The 17,104-nt window shown below is 71.6% G+C and carries 16 protein-coding genes; 4 read left to right on the top strand and 12 right to left on the bottom strand.

Annotation, left to right across the window (positions count from 1 at the left end):
* The 11 genes from ptsP to ACXAHD_RS26080 all read right to left on the bottom strand — a co-directional run.
* Positions 1-1,603 (bottom strand): phosphoenolpyruvate--protein phosphotransferase (gene ptsP, locus ACXAHD_RS26130; RefSeq protein WP_475053867.1); only part of this gene is annotated, 1,603 nt, incomplete at its 3' end.
* Positions 1,596-1,907: an HPr family phosphocarrier protein gene (locus ACXAHD_RS26125; protein ID WP_123601684.1), complete on the bottom strand. Its 312-nt coding sequence runs from the start codon at positions 1,905-1,907 to the stop codon at positions 1,596-1,598. The genes ptsP and ACXAHD_RS26125, both read right to left, overlap by 8 nt.
* Positions 1,908-1,981: 74 nt before the next feature.
* Entirely contained in the window at positions 1,982-3,022 is a 1,041-nt protein-coding gene (locus ACXAHD_RS26120) for a zinc-dependent dehydrogenase (protein ID WP_475053864.1), read from the bottom strand.
* Positions 3,019-3,486 carry a PTS mannitol transporter subunit IIA gene (locus ACXAHD_RS26115; RefSeq protein WP_475053862.1) on the bottom strand — a complete coding sequence of 156 codons (468 nt, stop codon included), beginning with the start codon at positions 3,484-3,486 and terminating at the stop codon, positions 3,019-3,021. Before ACXAHD_RS26115 ends, ACXAHD_RS26120 begins: the two co-directional genes overlap by 4 nt.
* Positions 3,479-3,787 carry a PTS sugar transporter subunit IIBC family protein gene (locus tag ACXAHD_RS26110; protein WP_281555020.1) on the bottom strand — a complete coding sequence of 103 codons (309 nt, stop codon included), beginning with the start codon at positions 3,785-3,787 and terminating at the stop codon, positions 3,479-3,481. Before ACXAHD_RS26110 ends, ACXAHD_RS26115 begins: the two co-directional genes overlap by 8 nt.
* Before the next feature lie 2 nt (positions 3,788-3,789).
* Positions 3,790-4,962, bottom strand: a complete 1,173-nt coding sequence (locus tag ACXAHD_RS26105) for a PTS mannitol transporter subunit IICB (protein WP_281555019.1) — start codon at positions 4,960-4,962, stop codon at positions 3,790-3,792.
* A 68-nt stretch (positions 4,963-5,030) separates the two neighbouring features.
* Positions 5,031-5,975, bottom strand: a complete 945-nt coding sequence (gene pfkB, locus ACXAHD_RS26100; protein WP_281555018.1) for a 1-phosphofructokinase — start codon at positions 5,973-5,975, stop codon at positions 5,031-5,033.
* Positions 5,972-6,733: a DeoR/GlpR family DNA-binding transcription regulator gene (locus ACXAHD_RS26095; RefSeq protein ID WP_281555017.1), complete on the bottom strand. Its 762-nt coding sequence runs from the start codon at positions 6,731-6,733 to the stop codon at positions 5,972-5,974. Before ACXAHD_RS26095 ends, pfkB begins: the two co-directional genes overlap by 4 nt.
* A 298-nt stretch (positions 6,734-7,031) precedes the next feature.
* Positions 7,032-8,477, bottom strand: a complete 1,446-nt coding sequence (locus ACXAHD_RS26090) for an amidase (RefSeq protein WP_281555016.1) — start codon at positions 8,475-8,477, stop codon at positions 7,032-7,034.
* Positions 8,478-8,516: 39 nt separating this feature from the next.
* Entirely contained in the window at positions 8,517-9,230 is a 714-nt protein-coding gene (locus ACXAHD_RS26085) for an alpha/beta fold hydrolase (RefSeq protein WP_281555015.1), read from the bottom strand.
* 59 nt (positions 9,231-9,289) lie between these two features.
* Positions 9,290-10,273, bottom strand: a complete 984-nt coding sequence (locus tag ACXAHD_RS26080; protein ID WP_289212892.1) for an AraC family transcriptional regulator — start codon at positions 10,271-10,273, stop codon at positions 9,290-9,292.
* Positions 10,274-10,466: 193 nt separating this feature from the next.
* Between ACXAHD_RS26080 and ACXAHD_RS26075 the strand changes: the two genes are divergently transcribed.
* Together ACXAHD_RS26075 and ACXAHD_RS26070 are read left to right on the top strand one after the other, a co-directional pair.
* The gene (locus ACXAHD_RS26075) at positions 10,467-11,249 is read left to right on the top strand and encodes a sugar transferase (protein WP_281555013.1); all 783 of its coding nucleotides are present in this window, start codon (positions 10,467-10,469) and stop codon (positions 11,247-11,249) included.
* Positions 11,246-12,154, top strand: a complete 909-nt coding sequence (locus ACXAHD_RS26070) for an NAD-dependent epimerase/dehydratase family protein (protein WP_289212891.1) — start codon at positions 11,246-11,248, stop codon at positions 12,152-12,154. Before ACXAHD_RS26075 ends, ACXAHD_RS26070 begins: the two co-directional genes overlap by 4 nt.
* Here the strand turns inward: ACXAHD_RS26070 and ACXAHD_RS26065 are convergent.
* The gene (locus tag ACXAHD_RS26065) at positions 12,121-12,912 is read right to left on the bottom strand and encodes an alpha/beta fold hydrolase (RefSeq protein WP_289212890.1); all 792 of its coding nucleotides are present in this window, start codon (positions 12,910-12,912) and stop codon (positions 12,121-12,123) included. The two genes, ACXAHD_RS26070 and ACXAHD_RS26065, sit on opposite strands and share 34 nt — an antisense overlap.
* Before the next feature lie 208 nt (positions 12,913-13,120).
* Between ACXAHD_RS26065 and ACXAHD_RS26060 the strand changes: the two genes are divergently transcribed.
* The gene (locus ACXAHD_RS26060; RefSeq protein WP_281555010.1) at positions 13,121-15,604 is read left to right on the top strand and encodes a glycogen debranching N-terminal domain-containing protein; all 2,484 of its coding nucleotides are present in this window, start codon (positions 13,121-13,123) and stop codon (positions 15,602-15,604) included.
* Complete coding sequence (locus ACXAHD_RS26055; protein WP_281555009.1) at positions 15,601-16,815, top strand: D-arabinono-1,4-lactone oxidase; 1,215 nt, start codon at positions 15,601-15,603, stop codon at positions 16,813-16,815. Before ACXAHD_RS26060 ends, ACXAHD_RS26055 begins: the two co-directional genes overlap by 4 nt.
* Positions 16,816-17,104 lie beyond the last annotated feature (289 nt).

Genomic DNA, 17,104 nt, shown 5'->3' with positions numbered 1-17,104 from the left:
CGTCCGGCGCGGCCAGCGCGGCCCGGGCCAGGCGCTGACAGTCGTCCAGGGTGTGCGCGGCGAGCGCGGCCCGCACTGCCGGCACCGACCGGGCCGACATCGACAGGCTGGACACCCCGAGCCCGGTCAGCACCACAGCCAGGGCCGGGTCAGCGGCCGCCTCACCGCAGACCCCGACCGGTTTGCCGGCGGCCGCGCCGGCCTGCGCGCAGGTGGCGATCAGCTCCAGCAGGACCGGCTGCCACGGGTCGAGCAGGTCGGCCAGGTCGCCGCAGAGCCGGTCGGCGGCGAATGCGTACTGGCTCAGGTCGTTGGTCCCGATGCTGAGGAAGTCGACGTGCTGCAGCAGCGCCCCGGCCCGCAGCGCGGCAGCCGGCACCTCCACCATCACGCCTACCGTGGGTAGCCCGACGGCGCGGGCCAGCTCGACGAACTCGGCCGCCTCCGCCGGCGTGGTCACCATCGGTGCCATCACCCACACCTCGGTTCCGGTGGCCCCGGCGGCCTGTGCGATCGCGTCGAGCTGGGTGCGCAGCACCTCGGGGCGGCGCTGGGCGGTCCGTAGCCCGCGTACGCCGAGCGCCGGGTTCGGCTCTTCGCCGGCGTGCAGGAACGGCAACGGCTTGTCCGCACCGGCGTCCAGGGTCCGCAGCACCACCTTGCGGTCACCGGCGGCGGTGAACACCTTCGCGTACGCGGTGACCTGCTCGTCGTGGCCGGGCGGCTCGGCCCGGTCCAGGTAGAGCAGTTCGGTGCGGAACAGGCCGACGCCTTCCACATCGTCGATGAGGTCGGCGGCGGAGCCGACGTTGGCCAGCAGGGCCACCGAATGTCCGTCGGCAGTGCGTCCCGGGCCGCTGGTGGCGGCCAGTTCCGCCCGGCGGTGCTGTTCCCGTCGGCGGGTCTCGGCGACGGTGTCGTCGTCGACTCCGGCGGTGACGTCGCCGGTGGTGCCGTCCACGGCGACCAGGGTGCCGTCCGGCACGTCGAGAATGCCCGGGCACCGTACGATCGCCGGCAACCCGAGCGCGCGGGCCACGATGGTGGTGTGGCTGGTCGGCCCGCCGGCTGCGGTGACCAGGGCGAGCACCCGGGCCGGGTCGAGCCCGGCGGTGTCGGCCGGGGCCAGGTCCTGGGCGCTGAGGATGAACGGCACGCCCGGGTCGGGCACGCCGGGCATCGGTTCGCCCAGGCAGACCGCGACCGCCCGGTCGCGCAGGTCGTCCAGGTCGGCGACCCGTTCGGCGAGGTACCCGCCGGCGGCCGCGAACGCCGCCCGGTGCTCGGCGAGCGCGGCGTCGATGGCGTGCGGCGCGCCGGCACCGGCGGCCACGCGGGCACGTGCCGCCTCGTGCAGCACCGGGTCCTCAGCCATCATCACCTGCGCCCGCAGGATCTCCGCCGCCGTCGGGTCGGTCGCGGTGCTGGCCCGCCGGCCCAGCTCGGTGGCGACCGCCACCAGGGCGGCGACCGCCCGGTCCGCCTCGGCTGCTGGGTCGTCGACCGGCACCGGCGCGGGCAGCCTGGGTGCCTTGGCCACCCGGTGGATCGGGCCGGCGGCCAGCCCGGTGCTGACGCCGAGCCCGGTGTGCAGCTCAGCCACGACCGGCCGCCGTGGCACCGGCGCCGTCACCGCCGGGCTCGGCGTCGAGGTCGCGGGCGAGCAACGCGGCAAGCTCGTCGAGCGCGGCGTCGGCGCCGTCACCGTCGGCCTCCAGGGTTACCTCGGTGCCCTGCTTCGCGCCGAGGGAGAGCACCGAGAGCATGCTGCGGGCCGGCACCGCCGGTCGGCCGGCGGTGCTGATCATCACCGGCACCGGTGCGGTTGCGGCGGCGGCGACGAACAACGCGGCGGGCCGGGCGTGCAGGCCGCTGGCGGAGCCGACGGTGACGGTACGGGTAGGCATGTCTGCCTCCTTTGTCCCTGGTGGGGGTCAGGGTTCGTTGGGTTCCCGGGTCACGGGTTCGTTGGGTTCCCGGGTCAGGGCTCGATGGTGACTTTGATGGCTTCGCCGCGGGCGACCACGTCGAAGGCGTCGAGGGCACGGTCCAACGGCAGCCGGTGGGTGATCAGATCGGCGACCGGAACCGCGCCGCTGGCGATCAGGGCGAGCGCCTCGGCGTTGTGCGACGGGCTGGAGCCGTTGGCACCGACGATGGTCAGCTCCCGGTAGTGCACCAGGTTGGAGTCGCAGGCGATGACCGGCTTGTCCTTGGGTAGACCGCCGAAGAAGCTGATCCGGCCCTGCCGGGCGGTCATCTGCAGCGCCTGTTCCTGGGCGACGCCGGCGGCGGTCGCGGTGATCACCACATCGGCGCCGCGTCCGTCGGTCAACTTCTTGATCTCGTCGATCACGTCGGTTTCGGCACCGCAGACGGTGGCGTCGGGATGCACCAGCGCGGCGGCCAGATCGAGCCGCTCACGGTTGACATCGACCAGGAAGACCCGGGCGGCGCCGCGCGAGCGGGCCAGCCGTACGTGCAGGCAGCCGATCGGGCCGGAGCCCATGATGACGACGTCGTCGCCCGGGCCGACCCGGGCCAGGTTCTGCCCGTTGAGTACGCAGGCGAGCGGCTCGGCCACCGACGCCTCGGCGTAGCCGACCCCGTCCGGGATGCGGTTGAGCCCGTCGACGGCGAGCACCTTGGCCGGGACCACCATGTGCTCGGCGAACCCACCGTCGTAGTGGTAGCCCATCGACTCCTGGTTGGGGCAGACCGTCATCCGGCCGCGCCGGCACTCGCCGCAGGTGCCGCACGGGATGGCCGCGATCACCTGGATCCGGTCGCCGGCCTGCCACCCGGCGACCTCGGCGCCGACCTCGACGACCTCGCCGGCAATCTCGTGGCCCATCACCCGGGGCGGGGCGAGGTGGTGGTGACCGTAGTTGCGGATCTTGACGTCGGTGCCGCAGGTCGAACAGGCCCGGACGCGGATCAACACGTCGCCGGGGCCGGGCTGCGGCTGCGGTGCCGCCTCGATCCGGACGTCGCCGGGGGAGTGGAACCGGACGACCTTCATGTGGAGCTCTCCTCTCCTACCGGCGCGAGCAGCCGGAGCACGTCGTCGATCTCGGTGGTCTCACGCAGCTCGCGGGCCTGTTCCGGGTCGAGCAGGATCTGGGCGAGGGCGGCGAGCAACTCCACGTGGCCGTCGCCGCGCGCCGCGATCGCCACGCAGACGGTGACCGGGGATCCGGCCCAGTCCACCCCGTCGGGGAAGCGCAGCACGGCGAGCGCGTCGCGGCGTACCGCCTCCTTGCCGGCCAGGGTGCCGTGCGGGATCGCCACACCTTCCCCGACATAGGTGGAGATGGACTGCTCGCGCTGCAGCATCGCGGCGACGTACTCCTCGGTGACCGCACCGAGCTCGACCAGCACCTCGCCGCAGCGGCGCACGGCGGCGACCCGGTCGCCGGCATGTTCGTTCAGCCGGACGGCCCGGCGCTCGAGCAGAGCGCCGGGGTCCGATTGCGGTTCAGCCATCGAGTTGGCCGCCCTGCTGCACCACGGCCACCAGCCGGGCGACGGCCGGGTCGCCGAGAAAGATCTGCACCGGGACGACCACCTTGCCGGGCGCGCTGACGCGGGCCCGGTCGGCGAGCCCCTGGTGGCAGACGATGACGTCGGCGTCGGCCGGAATGGAGTTGACCGGGGTGTGCTCGACGGTCACCTGCTGCTTCTTGAGCTGCTTGCGCAGCTGGCTGGCGAGCATGACGCTGCTGCCCATGCCGGCGTCGCAGGCGACGACGACCTTGTGGATGCTCTGGGCATCGATGGTGGCCATCGTCATGCCTCCGTGGCGGTCGGCCGGTGGGTACCGGCGGTCGGGGTGGCGTGGTACGCGTGCGCGGCGGCGGGCGTGTCCGGGGTGGCGGCCTGCGGACCGGTGTTCTCCTCTACCGGTTCCTTGCCCTCGCCCCGACCGAAGCCGAGCAGCACCGAGGCGACCGCGAAGGAGACCGCCGCCGAGATGATCACGCCGAGCAGGACCGGGAACCAGCCCCCTCGCGGGGTGACCGCCAGGTAGGCGAAGATGCTGCCCGGCGACGGGGTGGCAACCAGACCGGCACCGGTGACCATGAAGGTCCAGACACCGGCCGCGCCACCGGCAATCATGGCGAGGATCAGCCGCGGCTTCATCAGCACGTACGGGAAATAGATCTCGTGGATGCCGCCGAGGAAGTGGATGATGATCGCCGCCGGGGTGCTGGCGCGCAGCAGCCGGGGCCCGAACAGGAGGAAGGCGACCAGCAGGCCGAGACCCGGCCCGGGGTTCGACTCGATCATGAACAGGATGGACTTACCGTCTTCGGCGGCCTCGGCGACGCCCAGCGGTCCGAACACGCCGTGGTTGATCGCGTTGTTGAGAAACAGCACCTTGGCCGGCTCGACCAGGATCGACACGAACGGCAGCAGGCTGTGGCCGACCATCCAGTCCACTGCGGAGCCGGCGGCGTCGGTGACGGCCTGCACCACCGGGCCGATCACCCAGATACCGACCAGTGCCATGCCACCGCCGATGATGCCGGCGGAGAAGTTGTTGATCAGCATCTCGAAGCCGGCCGGAATCTTGTCCTCGACCAGGCCGTCGAAGAGCTTCAGCAGGTACGCGGTCAGCGGGCCGATGATCATCGCACCGAGGAACATCGGTACGTCGGCACCGACGATGATGCCGACCGTGGCGACCGCGCCGACCACCGCGCCGCGCTGGCCGTGCACGAGCCGGCCGCCGGTGTAGCCGATCAGGATCGGCAGCAGCGTCGAGATCATCGGCCCGACCAGTTCGGCCATGGTCGCGTTGGGGATCCATCCGGTGGGGATGAACAGCGCGGTGATCAGACCCCAGGCGATGAACGCGCCGATGTTGGGCATCACCATGCCGGCGAGGTAGCCGCCGATTCTCTGGATCGTGGCCTTTACCCCGGTGCCCTGCACCTGGGGTGTGTAGTCGGTGGCCATGGTCTGCTGCTCCTTCTATGTGCGGGGGTAGGGAGTAGGCGATCGGTCTGGGGTATCGAGGTGACGGGTCATCCTTGGGTGACGAGTTGTTGCAGGTCATCCGGTCGGGGGTGCAGTCGTACGGTGTGCCGGCGCAGGTCGGCCGGCCCCGGCATCCGGCTGCCCGGCAGGCTGACCGCCGCCGCCCCCCAGGCCAGCCCTTCGGCGAGGGCGTCCGGCCCGCTGGCACCGGCGGCGAGGAAACCGGCGAGCAGCGCGTCACCGGCGCCGACCGTGCTGCGCGGCTGGTCGACGGGGGAGTCGCCGGTGCGTACCCCGTCGGTGTCGACCAGCACGGCACCCTGCGCCCCGAGGCTGGCCAGCACGGTGCCGGCACCCCATGCGCGGACCTGTCGGGCGGCGTCGACCACGTCGCCGAGGGCGTCCAGCGGCCGCCCGACGGCCTCGGCCAGCTCCTCCTGGTTGGGTTTGACCAGATCGGCTCCGGCCTCGGCGGCGGCCCGCAGCGGTGGGCCGCTGGTGTCGACGGCGAGCCGGAGCCCGGCGTCGAGCAACTGCCGGCACAGCGCGGTGAACCCGTCCACCGGCAGCCCGGGTGGCAGACTGCCGCAGACCACCACCCAGTCGGCCTGGTGCGCGGTGTCCAGCAGCCGGGCGGTGATCGCGTCGAATTCGTCCCGGCTCAGGGTCGGACCGGGCTCGTTGACCTTGGTGACGGTGCCGTCCGGCTCGGCGAGGGTGATGTTGGACCGGGTTTGCCCGGCGATTGGCACGGCGACCACCTCGACCCCCTCGGCGGCCAGCAGCCGGACGAGTTGACCGCCCTCGTCGCCGCCGCAGGGCAGCACGGCGACCGACGGTACGCCGTTGGCCAGTAGCGCCCGGGACACGTTGACGCCCTTGCCACCGGGGTCGAGGCGGGCGCCGGTGGCCCGGATGACCTCGCCGCGGACCAGGTCGTCGATCTCGACGGCGCGGTCCAGGCTGGGGTTGAGGGTGAGCGTGAGGATCATGCCCGCACCACCCGTGGCCCGGCCGACTCCACCTCGGCGACGAGGTCCGCGTTGAGGCCGTTGTCGGTGATCAGCGTGTCGATGTCGGCGAGCCGGCCGAACCGGGCAAGGTAGTCGTTGCCGATCTTGGTGTGGTCGGCCAGCACGACCGACCGGCGGGCGGCGCCGATCATCGCCCGCTTGACCGCCGCCTCGGCCGGGTCGGGTGTGGTCAGGCCACGTTCGACGGAGCAACCGTTGGTACCGATGAAGGCCACGTCGACGTAGACGTCGGCGAGCGGGCGAAGGGCCCAGTCGTCGACGGTGGCCATCGTGCGACCGCGTACCCGACCGCCCAGCAACAGGACGTTGAGGTTGCTGCGGGCACCGAGGACGGTGGCCAGCGCCGGGGAGTTGATCACGACGGTGAGTTCCCGGTCGGCCGGCAGGATCGCGGCCAGCCGGGCGGTGGTGGTGCCGGCGTCCAGGATGATCGCGCCCTCGTGGGGCAGCTCGGCCAGCGCGGCCTTGGCGATCCGTTCCTTCTCGGTGGTCAGCACCGCGTCCCGGGCTGCGAGCGCGGGCTCGAAGCCGATCCGTTCGACCGGGATCGCACCGCCGTGCACCCGACGCAGCACGCCGGCCCGCTCGAGGGTGGTGAGATCGCGCCGGATCGTCTCGGCGGTCACGTTGAGTGACTCGGCAAGCGCGGTCACGTCGACTCGCCCGTCGGCCCGGGCCAGCCGGACGATCTCCTGCTGCCGTTCCTCGGCGTACATGTGGTTTCACCGCCGTTTCGTTTTGCTTCAGGTTTGTTTACGCCCGGCTCTGTTGGATGTCAAGAGGGGTGTCGAACGAATTCGGATCTTGACCTGTCGGTTGACCTGCGGAACCGGCGGTGCCGCAACTGGGTTGGCAGGCCGCGGACGGGGATCCGCTCATCCACCGGCCGTCCGCCGGTCGCCCACCCGAACATGGCTGTCTGCCTGGCTGCGCCGACCGCAGCGAATGGGGTAGGTCGGCCCGCCGACGCAGGCCGGCCAGGGTCAGCCCGGCGGGGCCGGGCCTGACCAAGGGTCAGGCCGGGACGCCGTGACCCGGGGCCGCCGCTGCCGGGCCGGGCCTGACCAGGTCGGGTCGGGTCGCCTCCAACGCTGCCGCCACGGCGAGGACGGCGAGGTCGTCGCCCGGCCGTCCGCCGAGCTGCACCCCGATCGGCATCCCGAGGTTGTCACGCCCCCAGGGCAGACTGATCGCCGGTCCGCCGGTCACGTTGAACATCCCCACGAACGGGGAGATCGCGAAGATCTCCCGGAACAGCTCGCTGCCCGGCCGGTCGGTGTGCAGCTGCCCGAGCGGTGGCGCCGGTTGCGCGGTGGTCGGGCTGAGCAGCAGGTCCACGCCGTCGAGGACGGCAGCCAACTCACCGGCGAGTCGGCGCAGTGCCGTGGTCGCCCGGACCTGGGTACGGGCGTCGGCCCGCCGTCCCCGCTGCACCAGGTCGAGCACCGCCGGTTCCAGGGTGTCCGGCCCGGCGTACCGTCCGGTGGCGGCGCAGATATCGTCGACCGCGGCGGCCAGATGACCGGCGATGACCGCACCGAGCACCGGCCCGAGCCGGCCGGCCGGCTCCACCGGCCCGATCGGGACCACCCGGTGACCGGCGGCGGCCAGCTCGGCGGCGACGGACTCGGCGGCAGCCCGGTACGCCGGATGCACCGGGGCGCCGCCGGGTGCCTCGGTGAGCAGTCCGACCCGTAGGACCCGGCCGGGGCCCGAACCAGCCGGACCGGTCCACTGGACACCGTCCACCGGGTACGGCTCGCCAGCGGCCATCCCGCTGCTGACCGACAGCAACAACGCGGAGTCCGCGACGGTGCGGGTGATGGCGTGTTCGTGGCTGAGCCCCGACCAGTCGTCCATCCGGTACGGGCCGGCAGGGTTGCGGCCCCGCGTCGGCTTGAAGCCGATGGTGCCGCACCAGGCCGACGGGATCCGGATGGACCCGCCACTGTCGCTGGCGTGCGCCGCCGGCACCATCCCTGCGGCCACCGCTACCGCCGCGCCGCCGCTGGAACCACCGGCGGACCGGTCCGGCCGCCACGGATTGCGGGTCGGCCCGTGCAGCACCGGTTCTGTGGTGATGTTCAGCCCGAACTCCGGCGAGTTGGTCCGTCCGATGATCAGCGCTCCGGCCTGTTCCAGCCGGCGCAGCAACGTGCTCGTGCCGGCCGGTGCCAGGCCGACGGCCAGCCGGCTGCCCCGGGTCAACGGAAAGCCGGCGACCTCGGCGTGCAGATCCTTGACCAGGTACGGCAGCCCGGCCAGCGGCCCGACCGGTCGGCCACCGGCGGCGGCCAGGCGACGCAACGCCGGCCCGGAGTCGACCGCCACCACCGCGTTGAGCCCGGCGTCACGCTCCTCGATGCGGCGTACCGCTGCGTCGACGACCTCTCGAGCGGGCACCTGACCGGACCGTACGGCGGCAGTCAGCTCGGTGATCGACCCGTCCAGCAGTTCCATGCCCGCCTCCCGCTCGGTTGCCACCCGGTCGACGGGTGGTCAGTCCGCTGCCGCCTCGATCAGCTTCGCCGCCAGCAACTGCGGATCGGTGAACAGCACCTCGTGCGAACCCGGCATCTCGACCAGCCGGAATTCGCCGAGCCGCTGCGACTGGCCGGGATGCCAACGGAACTCGTCCGGCGGGAACGCGACGTCGTCGACGGCGTACAGGTAGGAACGGGGGACCGGCAGGTCGGCGAATCCGGGCAGCGCGACCGGTTCCGCGGCCCGGGCCAGCGGCTCCGGGGTCAGCCGCGCGTAGGCGACCCGGGCGGTCTGCTCGTCGGCGTCGCTGATGAACGAGCGGAACGCCCCGTACGGCAGCATCAGGGTGCCTTCCGGAGTAGCCAGGCTGGTGAAGGCGGCGGCGGCCGACGGTGGCACATGCTGGAAGACGGTGTCGCCGTCGGCGAGGACGTACGCGTTGTGGAACACCAGCCGGCGGAGCCGGTCCGGTACGGCCACCGCGACGGCCTGTACGACCGCGCCGCCGAGGCTGTGCCCGACAAGCACCACGTCGCGCAGGTCGGACCGCCGGATCAGGTCGGTGACGGCACCGGCGGTCCGGGCGAAGGTCACCGTAGGGTCGGCGTTGGTGCCGTTGCCCGGCAGGGTGGGTGTGTGGACCTCGTGTCCGGCGGCGGTGAGTACCTGCCGGACGCCGTCCCAGCAGCTGCCGTCGTGCCAGGATCCGTGGACGAGAACGAAACGCATCTCGGGTGCCTCCGTCGCGGTCGGTGGGCCTGACGGTAGGCCGGCCTGCGTACGCAGGGTTATCGCCGGCGCGCCGGATCGCTGTCGGGATCCTGCCCGCGCTGGCCGGCCGGCCCGTCGGCGCGGTGTTCGCTGCGCCACTGTGCGGGTGGTGCGCCGTACCGGGCGCGGAAGAGCGCTCCGAGATGCGACGCCGACGCGAAGCCGTATCGGTGGGCTAGCTGCGCGACCGGGACGTCGGACCCGGCGAGCGCGACAGCGCAGGCGTGCAGCCGACGCTGCCGGATCCATCGGTACGGGGTGGTGCCGCCGGCGGCGAACGCCCGGTGCAGCTGCCGGGGGGACACCGCCAGCCGGCGGGCCAGCCACGGCACCGACAACGCCGGTTCGGCCAGCGAGTGCTCGATCAGCCGCTCGGCCGCGGTGCGCAGCGCGGCCAACGGGTCGGCGTCGACGGCGACGCCGGCACCGAACAGCGTGGCGGTGATGACGGTGTCGACCATGGTCGCGACCTCCGCTCGCTGCCCGGCCCCGGCGGCCGCGGCTGCGGTCATCAGGTGTGGCAACTGCCGACACAACGCCCGGCCCACCGGACCCAACATCGCGGAGCGCACCGGTCCGTCGAGGCCGGGGTAGCGGGCCGTGACGAGTGCGCGGGGCAGGGCCACGAACAGTACGTGGGCCGGTGCTGGGTAGTCGACGTCGAACGTCTCCGGGCCGGGGACGACGACCAGCCGGTCCGGGCCGATCGGGTCGGTGCCACCCCGGTGCGTGATGGTGCCGGTGGCCCGCTGGCCGAGCAGCAGGAACACCGCATCGGCGGCGTTGGGGTCGGTGGTGTCGTGCGGTCGGCGGGAGGAGTGCAGCGCGCCGACCGCGGCGGAGATGAGCCGCAAGGATCCCAGTGGTACCTCGGTGATGCGGGCGCGGAATCGGCTTGGATCGCGGATCGTGACGGTCTGTTGCACCAAGGTGTGTCGCAGCGCGGAGTTGAACTCGTGCAGCCCGGCCGGCCCGTCGAAACCCTGGCGTCGCAGCGGCACGCGTCCCTCCCTCGGCCGGCCTGGTCGGTGCTGCTGACCTGCCGATCAGCGTACTGGTCCGGGTCCCGTCGTCACCCGAGCCGACGGCAGCGGCTCAACCGATGTTCCGATTTACGGCGAACGACACGCTTAGTCTTATTCATTCTGTTACAAAGCTTTTGTCAGTTGAGCAGCTACTTCCGGAGGCCCGTCCATGACCTCGCCAGCGGCCTGCCTCGCAGCCGAACCGACGATGCCGACCAGTCGTCCCCGCCGCTATGACCGGGTCAAGCGGGTGCTCGACGTGGTGGGCGCGGCGACCGCCCTGGTCGTCGGCGCGCCGCTGCTGGCCGGGGTCGCCCTGCTCATCCTCGTCACGCTGGGCCGGCCGGTGTTCTTCCGGCAGGTGCGGCCCGGCCGGGACGGCGAGCTCTTCGAGATGGTCAAGTTTCGCACCATGCTCGAGGTGGATCCGGCCCGCGGCCTGGTCACCGACGCCGACCGGCTAACGCCGGTCGGCCGCTGGCTGCGCGCCACCAGCCTCGACGAACTGCCCGAGTTGTGGAACGTACTGCGCGGTGAGATGAGCCTGGTCGGCCCGCGTCCCCATCTGGTGAAGTACCTGGAGATATACACACCCTCGCAGGCCCGACGGCATGAGGTGCGACCCGGTATCACCGGCCTCGCCCAGGTCCGCGGCCGCAACGAGCTGGCCTGGGAGGACAAGTTCGCCTACGACATCGAGTACGTGGACAACCGCAGCCTCCGGCTCGACCTGCGGATCATGGTCGAGACCGTCCGGGTGGTGCTGCGCCGGGAAGGGATCGCCGCGCCAGGGTCGGTCACCTGGCACGAGTTCACCGGGACCCCGACGCCGCCGGACCCCGTCGGGGCCAGCACCGTCCCGGCCGACCCGGTCCTGGCCACGGCACCCGACGGCTCGGCAGCCACCTTCCGTCGACCCCGCGGTGACCTGGCCGGCCGGTGCCGCAGTTGAGCCGGACCAGGATCCTGCTCTTCGGCTCCACCGGACTGCTGGGTCGGCAGATCCACGCTGCGCTGATGGCGGACGCGGCGGTGACCGCACCGACCCGGGCCGACTGCGATCTCGCCACGGCGAGCGTGACCGAACTCGCCCGGCTGCTCGCGGCCGTCCGGCCGGACGTCGTGGTCAACTGCGCCGGCCGCACCGTTGGTGACAATGCCGAGCTACTCCGGATCCACCTACTGGCCGTGGCCGCGCTCGCCGAGGCGATGGTCGACGTCGTGCCGGGCACCCGGCTGGTACGGCTCGGTTCCGCCGCCGAGTACGGCGTCGTGCCCAGTGGCCGCCCGGTGCGCGAGGACGACCCGGCCAACCCGGTGAGCGCGTACGGGTTCAGCCACCTGGCCGCCACCCAGTTCGGCGAGCTGGTCAGCACCGACGAACGGGTCGAGGTCGTCACGTTGCGGGTGTTCAACCCGGTTGGTCCGGGTCTGCCGGTGGACAGCGCGCTGGGGCGGGCGGCTGATCTGCTGCGCGTCGGCGGACGGTCACCGCTGGCGATGCGGCTGCTGGACACTGTGCGCGACTTCGTCGACCTACGTGACATCGCCGCTGCGGTCCGCGCCGCCGCGCTCGCCACCCACCTGCCCTACCGACTGTTCAACGTGGGCGGCGGGCGGCCGGTCGGGGTCCGGGACGCGGTCACCTGTCTGGCCCGGGCAGCTGGTCACAGCGGTGAACTCGGTTTGGGGGAGTTCTCCCCGACGGTGAGCCGGTCCGCCGCCGTTCCCTGGATGTGCGCCGACATCAGCCGCGCCCGGCAGGTGCTCGGCTGGTCACCCAGCTACGACCTGACGGACTCGGTAAAAGCGCTGCTGGCGGATTACCACGATGGTGGCCCCCACAGCCGTAGGTAGCGACTCACCATCGAGTTGGTCTGCCGCGGCACCTCGAACTGGAAGAAGTGGCCGGAACCCACCACCTGCCCGATCACCGCCTCGGGTACCAGCTCCCGCAACCGTCCGTAGTCGGCGAACGGTGCCGGGCCACCGATGTACAGCAGCCGGCGTCCCCACGCGGTCAGCGCGGCGTCGCCACCGGCCTCGACGAAGTCGGCGAGACCGTCGAGGGTGGCGGCGGCGACGGTGTCACTCGGCCGTAGCATCTGGTCGATCGCCCAGTCGATCAGCCGAGGGTCCGACTCGGGAATGAAGAACGACCGGATGATGTCGATCCGGGCCTGGCGCGGGTCCTCGCCGCGGATGGACTCCGCCAGCGCGGCCACCTGCTCCGTCGTGCCGGGCGGCACGGCCACCGACGCGTCCAACAGCAGCAGCGCCGCGACCCGGTCGCTCGCCTGCGCGGCTGCGGCCAACGACCAGACCCCGCCCATGCTGTGCCCGATCAGCACGACGTCGTCCATCTCGAGCTCGATCATCAGGTCCCGCAGGTCCGCACCGAGCTCGGGAACACTGAAGCCGCGGTCCCCGGCCGGGCTCGCGCCGTGTCCCCGCATGTCCACCGAGATGATCCGTCGCCGCCAGCTGGCCAGACGGGCGGCGAGGGGCTTCATGAACCGGTGGTTGCAGCACCACCCATGCACGAGCAGTACATCCTGTCGGCCGCGGCCGGTCTGCCAGTAGCGCATCCCGGCGGCCGTGCGGTCGTGACTCATGTCGTTGGCCTCCTTCGCTTCGGCACATGCCGCGCCCTCGATACGGCCTGTAATCATTGTGCCTCATCTGGTTACTTTCGGCATCCGTGGTCTACGGCCCGTCTCCTGTCGGTCACGGATCACCCGCACTGGGTGATCCCCTGCGGGTGGTAGACGGGTCATGCTGGCACCCAGGTGGACCGACCGAGGACGACTGAGGGGAGCGGCGATGACCGACGTGATCGGTCGGTTCTTCGACGGTCTCCAGACGCGCGGCGACGGTCGACTGCCGCCCCCGGCCAGTGGCACGATCCGGTTCAACCTCACCACCCCGGACGGCGGTGTCCGCAGCTGGTCGGTTACCTATCATGACGGGCATGCCGTGCTCGAGCGTGACCCGAAGCGGGTCGACTGCACCATCGACACCTCGGTGGAGACCTTCCAGGCACTGATCGACGGCCGGGAGAACACCATCTCGTTGCTGCTGCGCAACGGCGTGTCGGTCCGGGGCGATCTGCCGCTGTTCCTGACCTTCCGCCGCCTGCTGCCGCTGCACGCGGACAGCGCCGGGGCGGAGTCGAGGGCCCGGCCGGTCGCCGAGCCGGTCGGCGCTCGGTCGGCCACCGCGAAGCCGGTCAGCATCCTCTACGGAAACATGTTCATGGTCAGCGACCGGCGGGGCGACATCGAACCGGTGCCATCCGCACCGTTCGGCTTGTTCTTCTACGACACCCGCTTCCTGTCCTACTGGCGGCTGACCGTCGACGGGCAACGGATGAACACGCTGTCCATCGACGACCTGCAGTACTTCGAGTCGCGGTTCTTCCAGGTGCCGGGAGAGCCGACGCACTACGTGGACGCCACCATCTCGGTGTTCCGGCACCGCTGGATCGGCGACGCGTTAACCGAGCAGATAGCCGTGTTCAACCACCGGGAGGAGCCCGTCCAGCTGAGCCTGCGCATCGACGCGGCGGCCGACTTCGCCGAGGTGCTGGAGGTCAAGGAGGGTTACCACACCGAACGCGAGATCGCGGTTACGGCCGAGCCGGACGCGCTGCGGTTCCGCTACGAGCGGGGCACCTATTTCCGTGAGACGATCCTGTCCAGCAGCGTGCCGGCCCGCATCGATCCCGGTGGCTTGACCTTCGAGCTGGCCCTCGACGCCCACGACACCTGGTACACCGATCTGACGGTGAAGACCTTCGTCCGTGGGGCCGGAAACCGCGATCTGCGCGAGAGTCTGCGCAGCTACGCCGAGCGGCCCAAGCCCGAGGTGCAACGGGAACTCGACCAGTGGATGGCCAGTGCGCCGAAACTGACCTGTGACCATGAACCGTTACGGGAGGCGTACCAGCAGAGCGTCGTCGACCTGGCGGCGCTGCGCTACAAGGGGGTCAACTTCCGTGACATGCTGCCGGCGGCGGGCATGCCCTGGTTCATGACGTTTTTCGGCCGGGACAGCCTGATCAGCTGCCTGCAGACGCTACCGTTCCTGCCCACCACCACGATTCCCGCGTTGGCGATCATGGCGCTGGCACAGGGTACCCGCGAGGATCCGTTCCGGGCCGAACAGCCCGGCAAGATCCCCCAGGAGAGCCGGTACGCCGAGTCCGCGCTGTTCAACGAGGTCTCGCACGCCGCCGACTTCTCCGCCGCGGACACCACACCCCTGTTCATTGTGCTTCTCGACGAGTACGAACGGTGGACCGGTGACACCGCACTGGTGCGCGACATGGAGTTTCAGGCCCGCGCGGCACTGGACTGGATCGACCGGCACGCAGACCTCGTCGGCACCGGCTACGTCTGGTATGGGCCCCGGCCGACCCGGACCGGGCTGTTGAACCAGAGCTGGAAGTGCTCACCCGGTGCGATCAGCTTCCACGATGGGCGGGAGGCAACCTTCCCGCAGGCGACCTGCGAGATTCAGGGCTACGTGTACGACGCGCGGATGCGTGGTGCCCGGCTGGCCAGGATCTGCTGGGGCGACCACGCCTTCGCCGACCAGCTCGAGAAGCAGGCGACCGAGCTGCGAGACCGGTTCAACCGGGATTTCTGGCTTGCCGACCGCGGCTACTACGCCCACGCGCTGCAGGCCGACGGCAGTCCGGTCGACGCGCTCACCTCCAACATCGGGCACCTACTGTGGAGCGGCATCGCCGAACCCACCAAGGCGCGGTCGGTCGTGCGGCACCTGATGGGTCCGCAACTGTTCGGCGGCTGGGGGATCCGCACCCTCGCCACTGGGGCGCGGCGGTTCAACCCGGTCGGCTACCACACCGGTTCGGTCTGGCCGTTCGACAACTCCCTGATCGCCTGGGGACTGTGGCGGTACGGCTACCGGGAGGAGGCGGCCCGGGTGGCCGGGGCGGTGCTGGAGGCGTCGCAGTACTTCGGGGCCCGGCTGCCCGAGTGCTTCGCCGGCTACGACCGGTCGTTGACCAAGTACCCCGTCCCGTACTCCGCCGCGGGCAGCCCGCATGCCACCTCGGCCGGCGCGACGCTGCTGTTCCTGCGGGTGCTGCTCGGTCTCGACCCCTACGACGGGGATCTGATCATCGACCCGGCCGTTCCGGAGGGGATGGGCCACATCGAGCTGCACGACATCCCGGGATGCTGGGGGATGCTGGATGCGCTGGGCCGGGGCCGGCGGGACCTCGCCCGGCCGCGTCGCCGCACCCGCCGCCCCGGTGACCCGCTGCGGGCGGCGCTGTGACCTCGCCGTCTGTCACCGCTACCACGACTTGGCGCAACTGGTCCGGTGGGTTGACCTTCGAGCCGGCCACGGTGGCCCGGCCGGAGTCGGTCGCCGCGCTGTGCCGCGTCCTGCGCGCCGCCGCCGAGCAGGCGGTGACGGTACGGCCGGTTGGCGCCGGGCATTCGTCCGCGCCGCTCGTGCAGACCGGGGACATCCTGCTGAGCCTGGACCGGCTGCCCGCCGGGGTACTCGAACCGCCGCACAACCGGCAGATCTGGGTCGGTGCCGGCACCCGGCTGCACGACCTGGGCCGTCAGCTGCGCCACCACGGACTCGCGATGCCGAACCTCGGCGACGTCGACACCCAGGCGTTCGCCGGTGCCGTCTCGACCGGCACCCACGGCAGCGGCCTCGGCCTGCCGAACTTGTCCGCCCAGGTGACCGGGGTCCGACTGGTCACCGCGGCCGGACAACCGGTGCAGATCGACGCCGACGGCGACCCCGACCTGTTGCCGGCTGCCCAGGTGTCGCTCGGCGTGCTGGGTGTGTTCACCGCGTTGCGGACCCGGCTGGTCCCCGCGTTCCAGGCCCGGCGGCGGGAGTGGGGCCTGCCGGTGGAGGCGTGCCTGACCACGTTCGACGAGCTGCTGAAGGTCAACCGCAACGTCGACTTCTACTGGTATCCGCGGCGTGACGACGCGCACCTGCGGACGGTGAACCCGATTACCGACGATCCCGGCCCGGACACGCTGCCCGGCAGCGGCTGCACCGAGGAACGGACCGGCTCCAGCGACGCCGCGCTGATCAAGCGGCGGTCCCTGCGTTTCCACGAGATCGAGTACTTCGTTCCGGCCGCGGCCGGTCCGGCCTGCTTCCGAGAGGTCCGGCACCGGATCCGGACCCGGCACCGGCAGCACGCCGCCTGGCGGGTCCTCTACCGCTATGTGGCCGCCGACCAGGCGTTCCTCAGCCCGGCGTACGGTCGGGACAGCATCACCATCTCGGTGCACCAGAACGCGACGCTGCCGTACCGCGAGTTCTTCGCCGACATGGAACCGATCTTCCTGGCCCATGATGGGCGGCCGCACTGGGCGAAGATCCACGGGCTGGAAGGCCGGGACCTGCTTGCCCGCTACCCGCAGGCGGACCGGTTCCTCGCCGTCCGTGAGCGACTCGATCCCGACGGGCGGTTCCTCACCGACTACCTGCGTCGGCTGCTGAGCCTGTGACCGAGCTGCTCGGCTGCTGGTGGGGCCGGTGACCGGGCTCGCAGGTCCGGCCCCATCCGGCGGGCCTAAGATTGCCCCGTCCCGCAACCGGGTAGCAGGGGCACCGTCCGCCGCATCGACGGGCCACAAACCCGCCGCGCCACGGGCGGGCAGGAACTGGAGTGGGGTAGCTGACTGTTGGCGCTCCGGGCATCTATAGCGCTCTTGAAGCTGCTATGATGCTCGCGTGAACCTCAAGGAGTGGGCAGCGTCGACCGGCATCGCGTACATCACCGCTCGGCGACAGTAC

This window comes from Micromonospora sp. ABR4_055, from assembly GCF_056160425.1.
The sequence above is the reverse complement of the archived record's forward strand: the minus strand, read 5'-3'. Positions and strand labels throughout refer to the sequence as shown.

What these genes read in the sequence shown, in the direction of transcription:
- pfkB (WP_281555018.1), bottom strand. Translation starts at nt 5,975, where the DNA reads ATGATCCTCACGCTCACCCTCAACCCCAGCCTGGACCGCGCCGTCGAG.
- ACXAHD_RS26060 (WP_281555010.1), top strand. Translation starts at nt 13,121, where the DNA reads ATGACCGACGTGATCGGTCGGTTCTTCGACGGTCTCCAGACGCGCGGC.
- ACXAHD_RS26075 (WP_281555013.1), top strand. Translation starts at nt 10,467, where the DNA reads ATGACCTCGCCAGCGGCCTGCCTCGCAGCCGAACCGACGATGCCGACC.
- ACXAHD_RS26120 (WP_475053864.1), bottom strand. Translation starts at nt 3,022, where the DNA reads ATGAAGGTCGTCCGGTTCCACTCCCCCGGCGACGTCCGGATCGAGGCG.
- ACXAHD_RS26110 (WP_281555020.1), bottom strand. Translation starts at nt 3,787, where the DNA reads ATGGCCACCATCGATGCCCAGAGCATCCACAAGGTCGTCGTCGCCTGC.
- ACXAHD_RS26115 (WP_475053862.1), bottom strand. Translation starts at nt 3,486, where the DNA reads ATGGCTGAACCGCAATCGGACCCCGGCGCTCTGCTCGAGCGCCGGGCC.
- ACXAHD_RS26090 (WP_281555016.1), bottom strand. Translation starts at nt 8,477, where the DNA reads ATGGAACTGCTGGACGGGTCGATCACCGAGCTGACTGCCGCCGTACGG.
- ACXAHD_RS26085 (WP_281555015.1), bottom strand. Translation starts at nt 9,230, where the DNA reads ATGCGTTTCGTTCTCGTCCACGGATCCTGGCACGACGGCAGCTGCTGG.
- ACXAHD_RS26095 (WP_281555017.1), bottom strand. Translation starts at nt 6,733, where the DNA reads ATGTACGCCGAGGAACGGCAGCAGGAGATCGTCCGGCTGGCCCGGGCC.
- ACXAHD_RS26065 (WP_289212890.1), bottom strand. Translation starts at nt 12,912, where the DNA reads ATGAGTCACGACCGCACGGCCGCCGGGATGCGCTACTGGCAGACCGGC.
- ACXAHD_RS26125 (WP_123601684.1), bottom strand. Translation starts at nt 1,907, where the DNA reads ATGCCTACCCGTACCGTCACCGTCGGCTCCGCCAGCGGCCTGCACGCC.
- ACXAHD_RS26105 (WP_281555019.1), bottom strand. Translation starts at nt 4,962, where the DNA reads ATGGCCACCGACTACACACCCCAGGTGCAGGGCACCGGGGTAAAGGCC.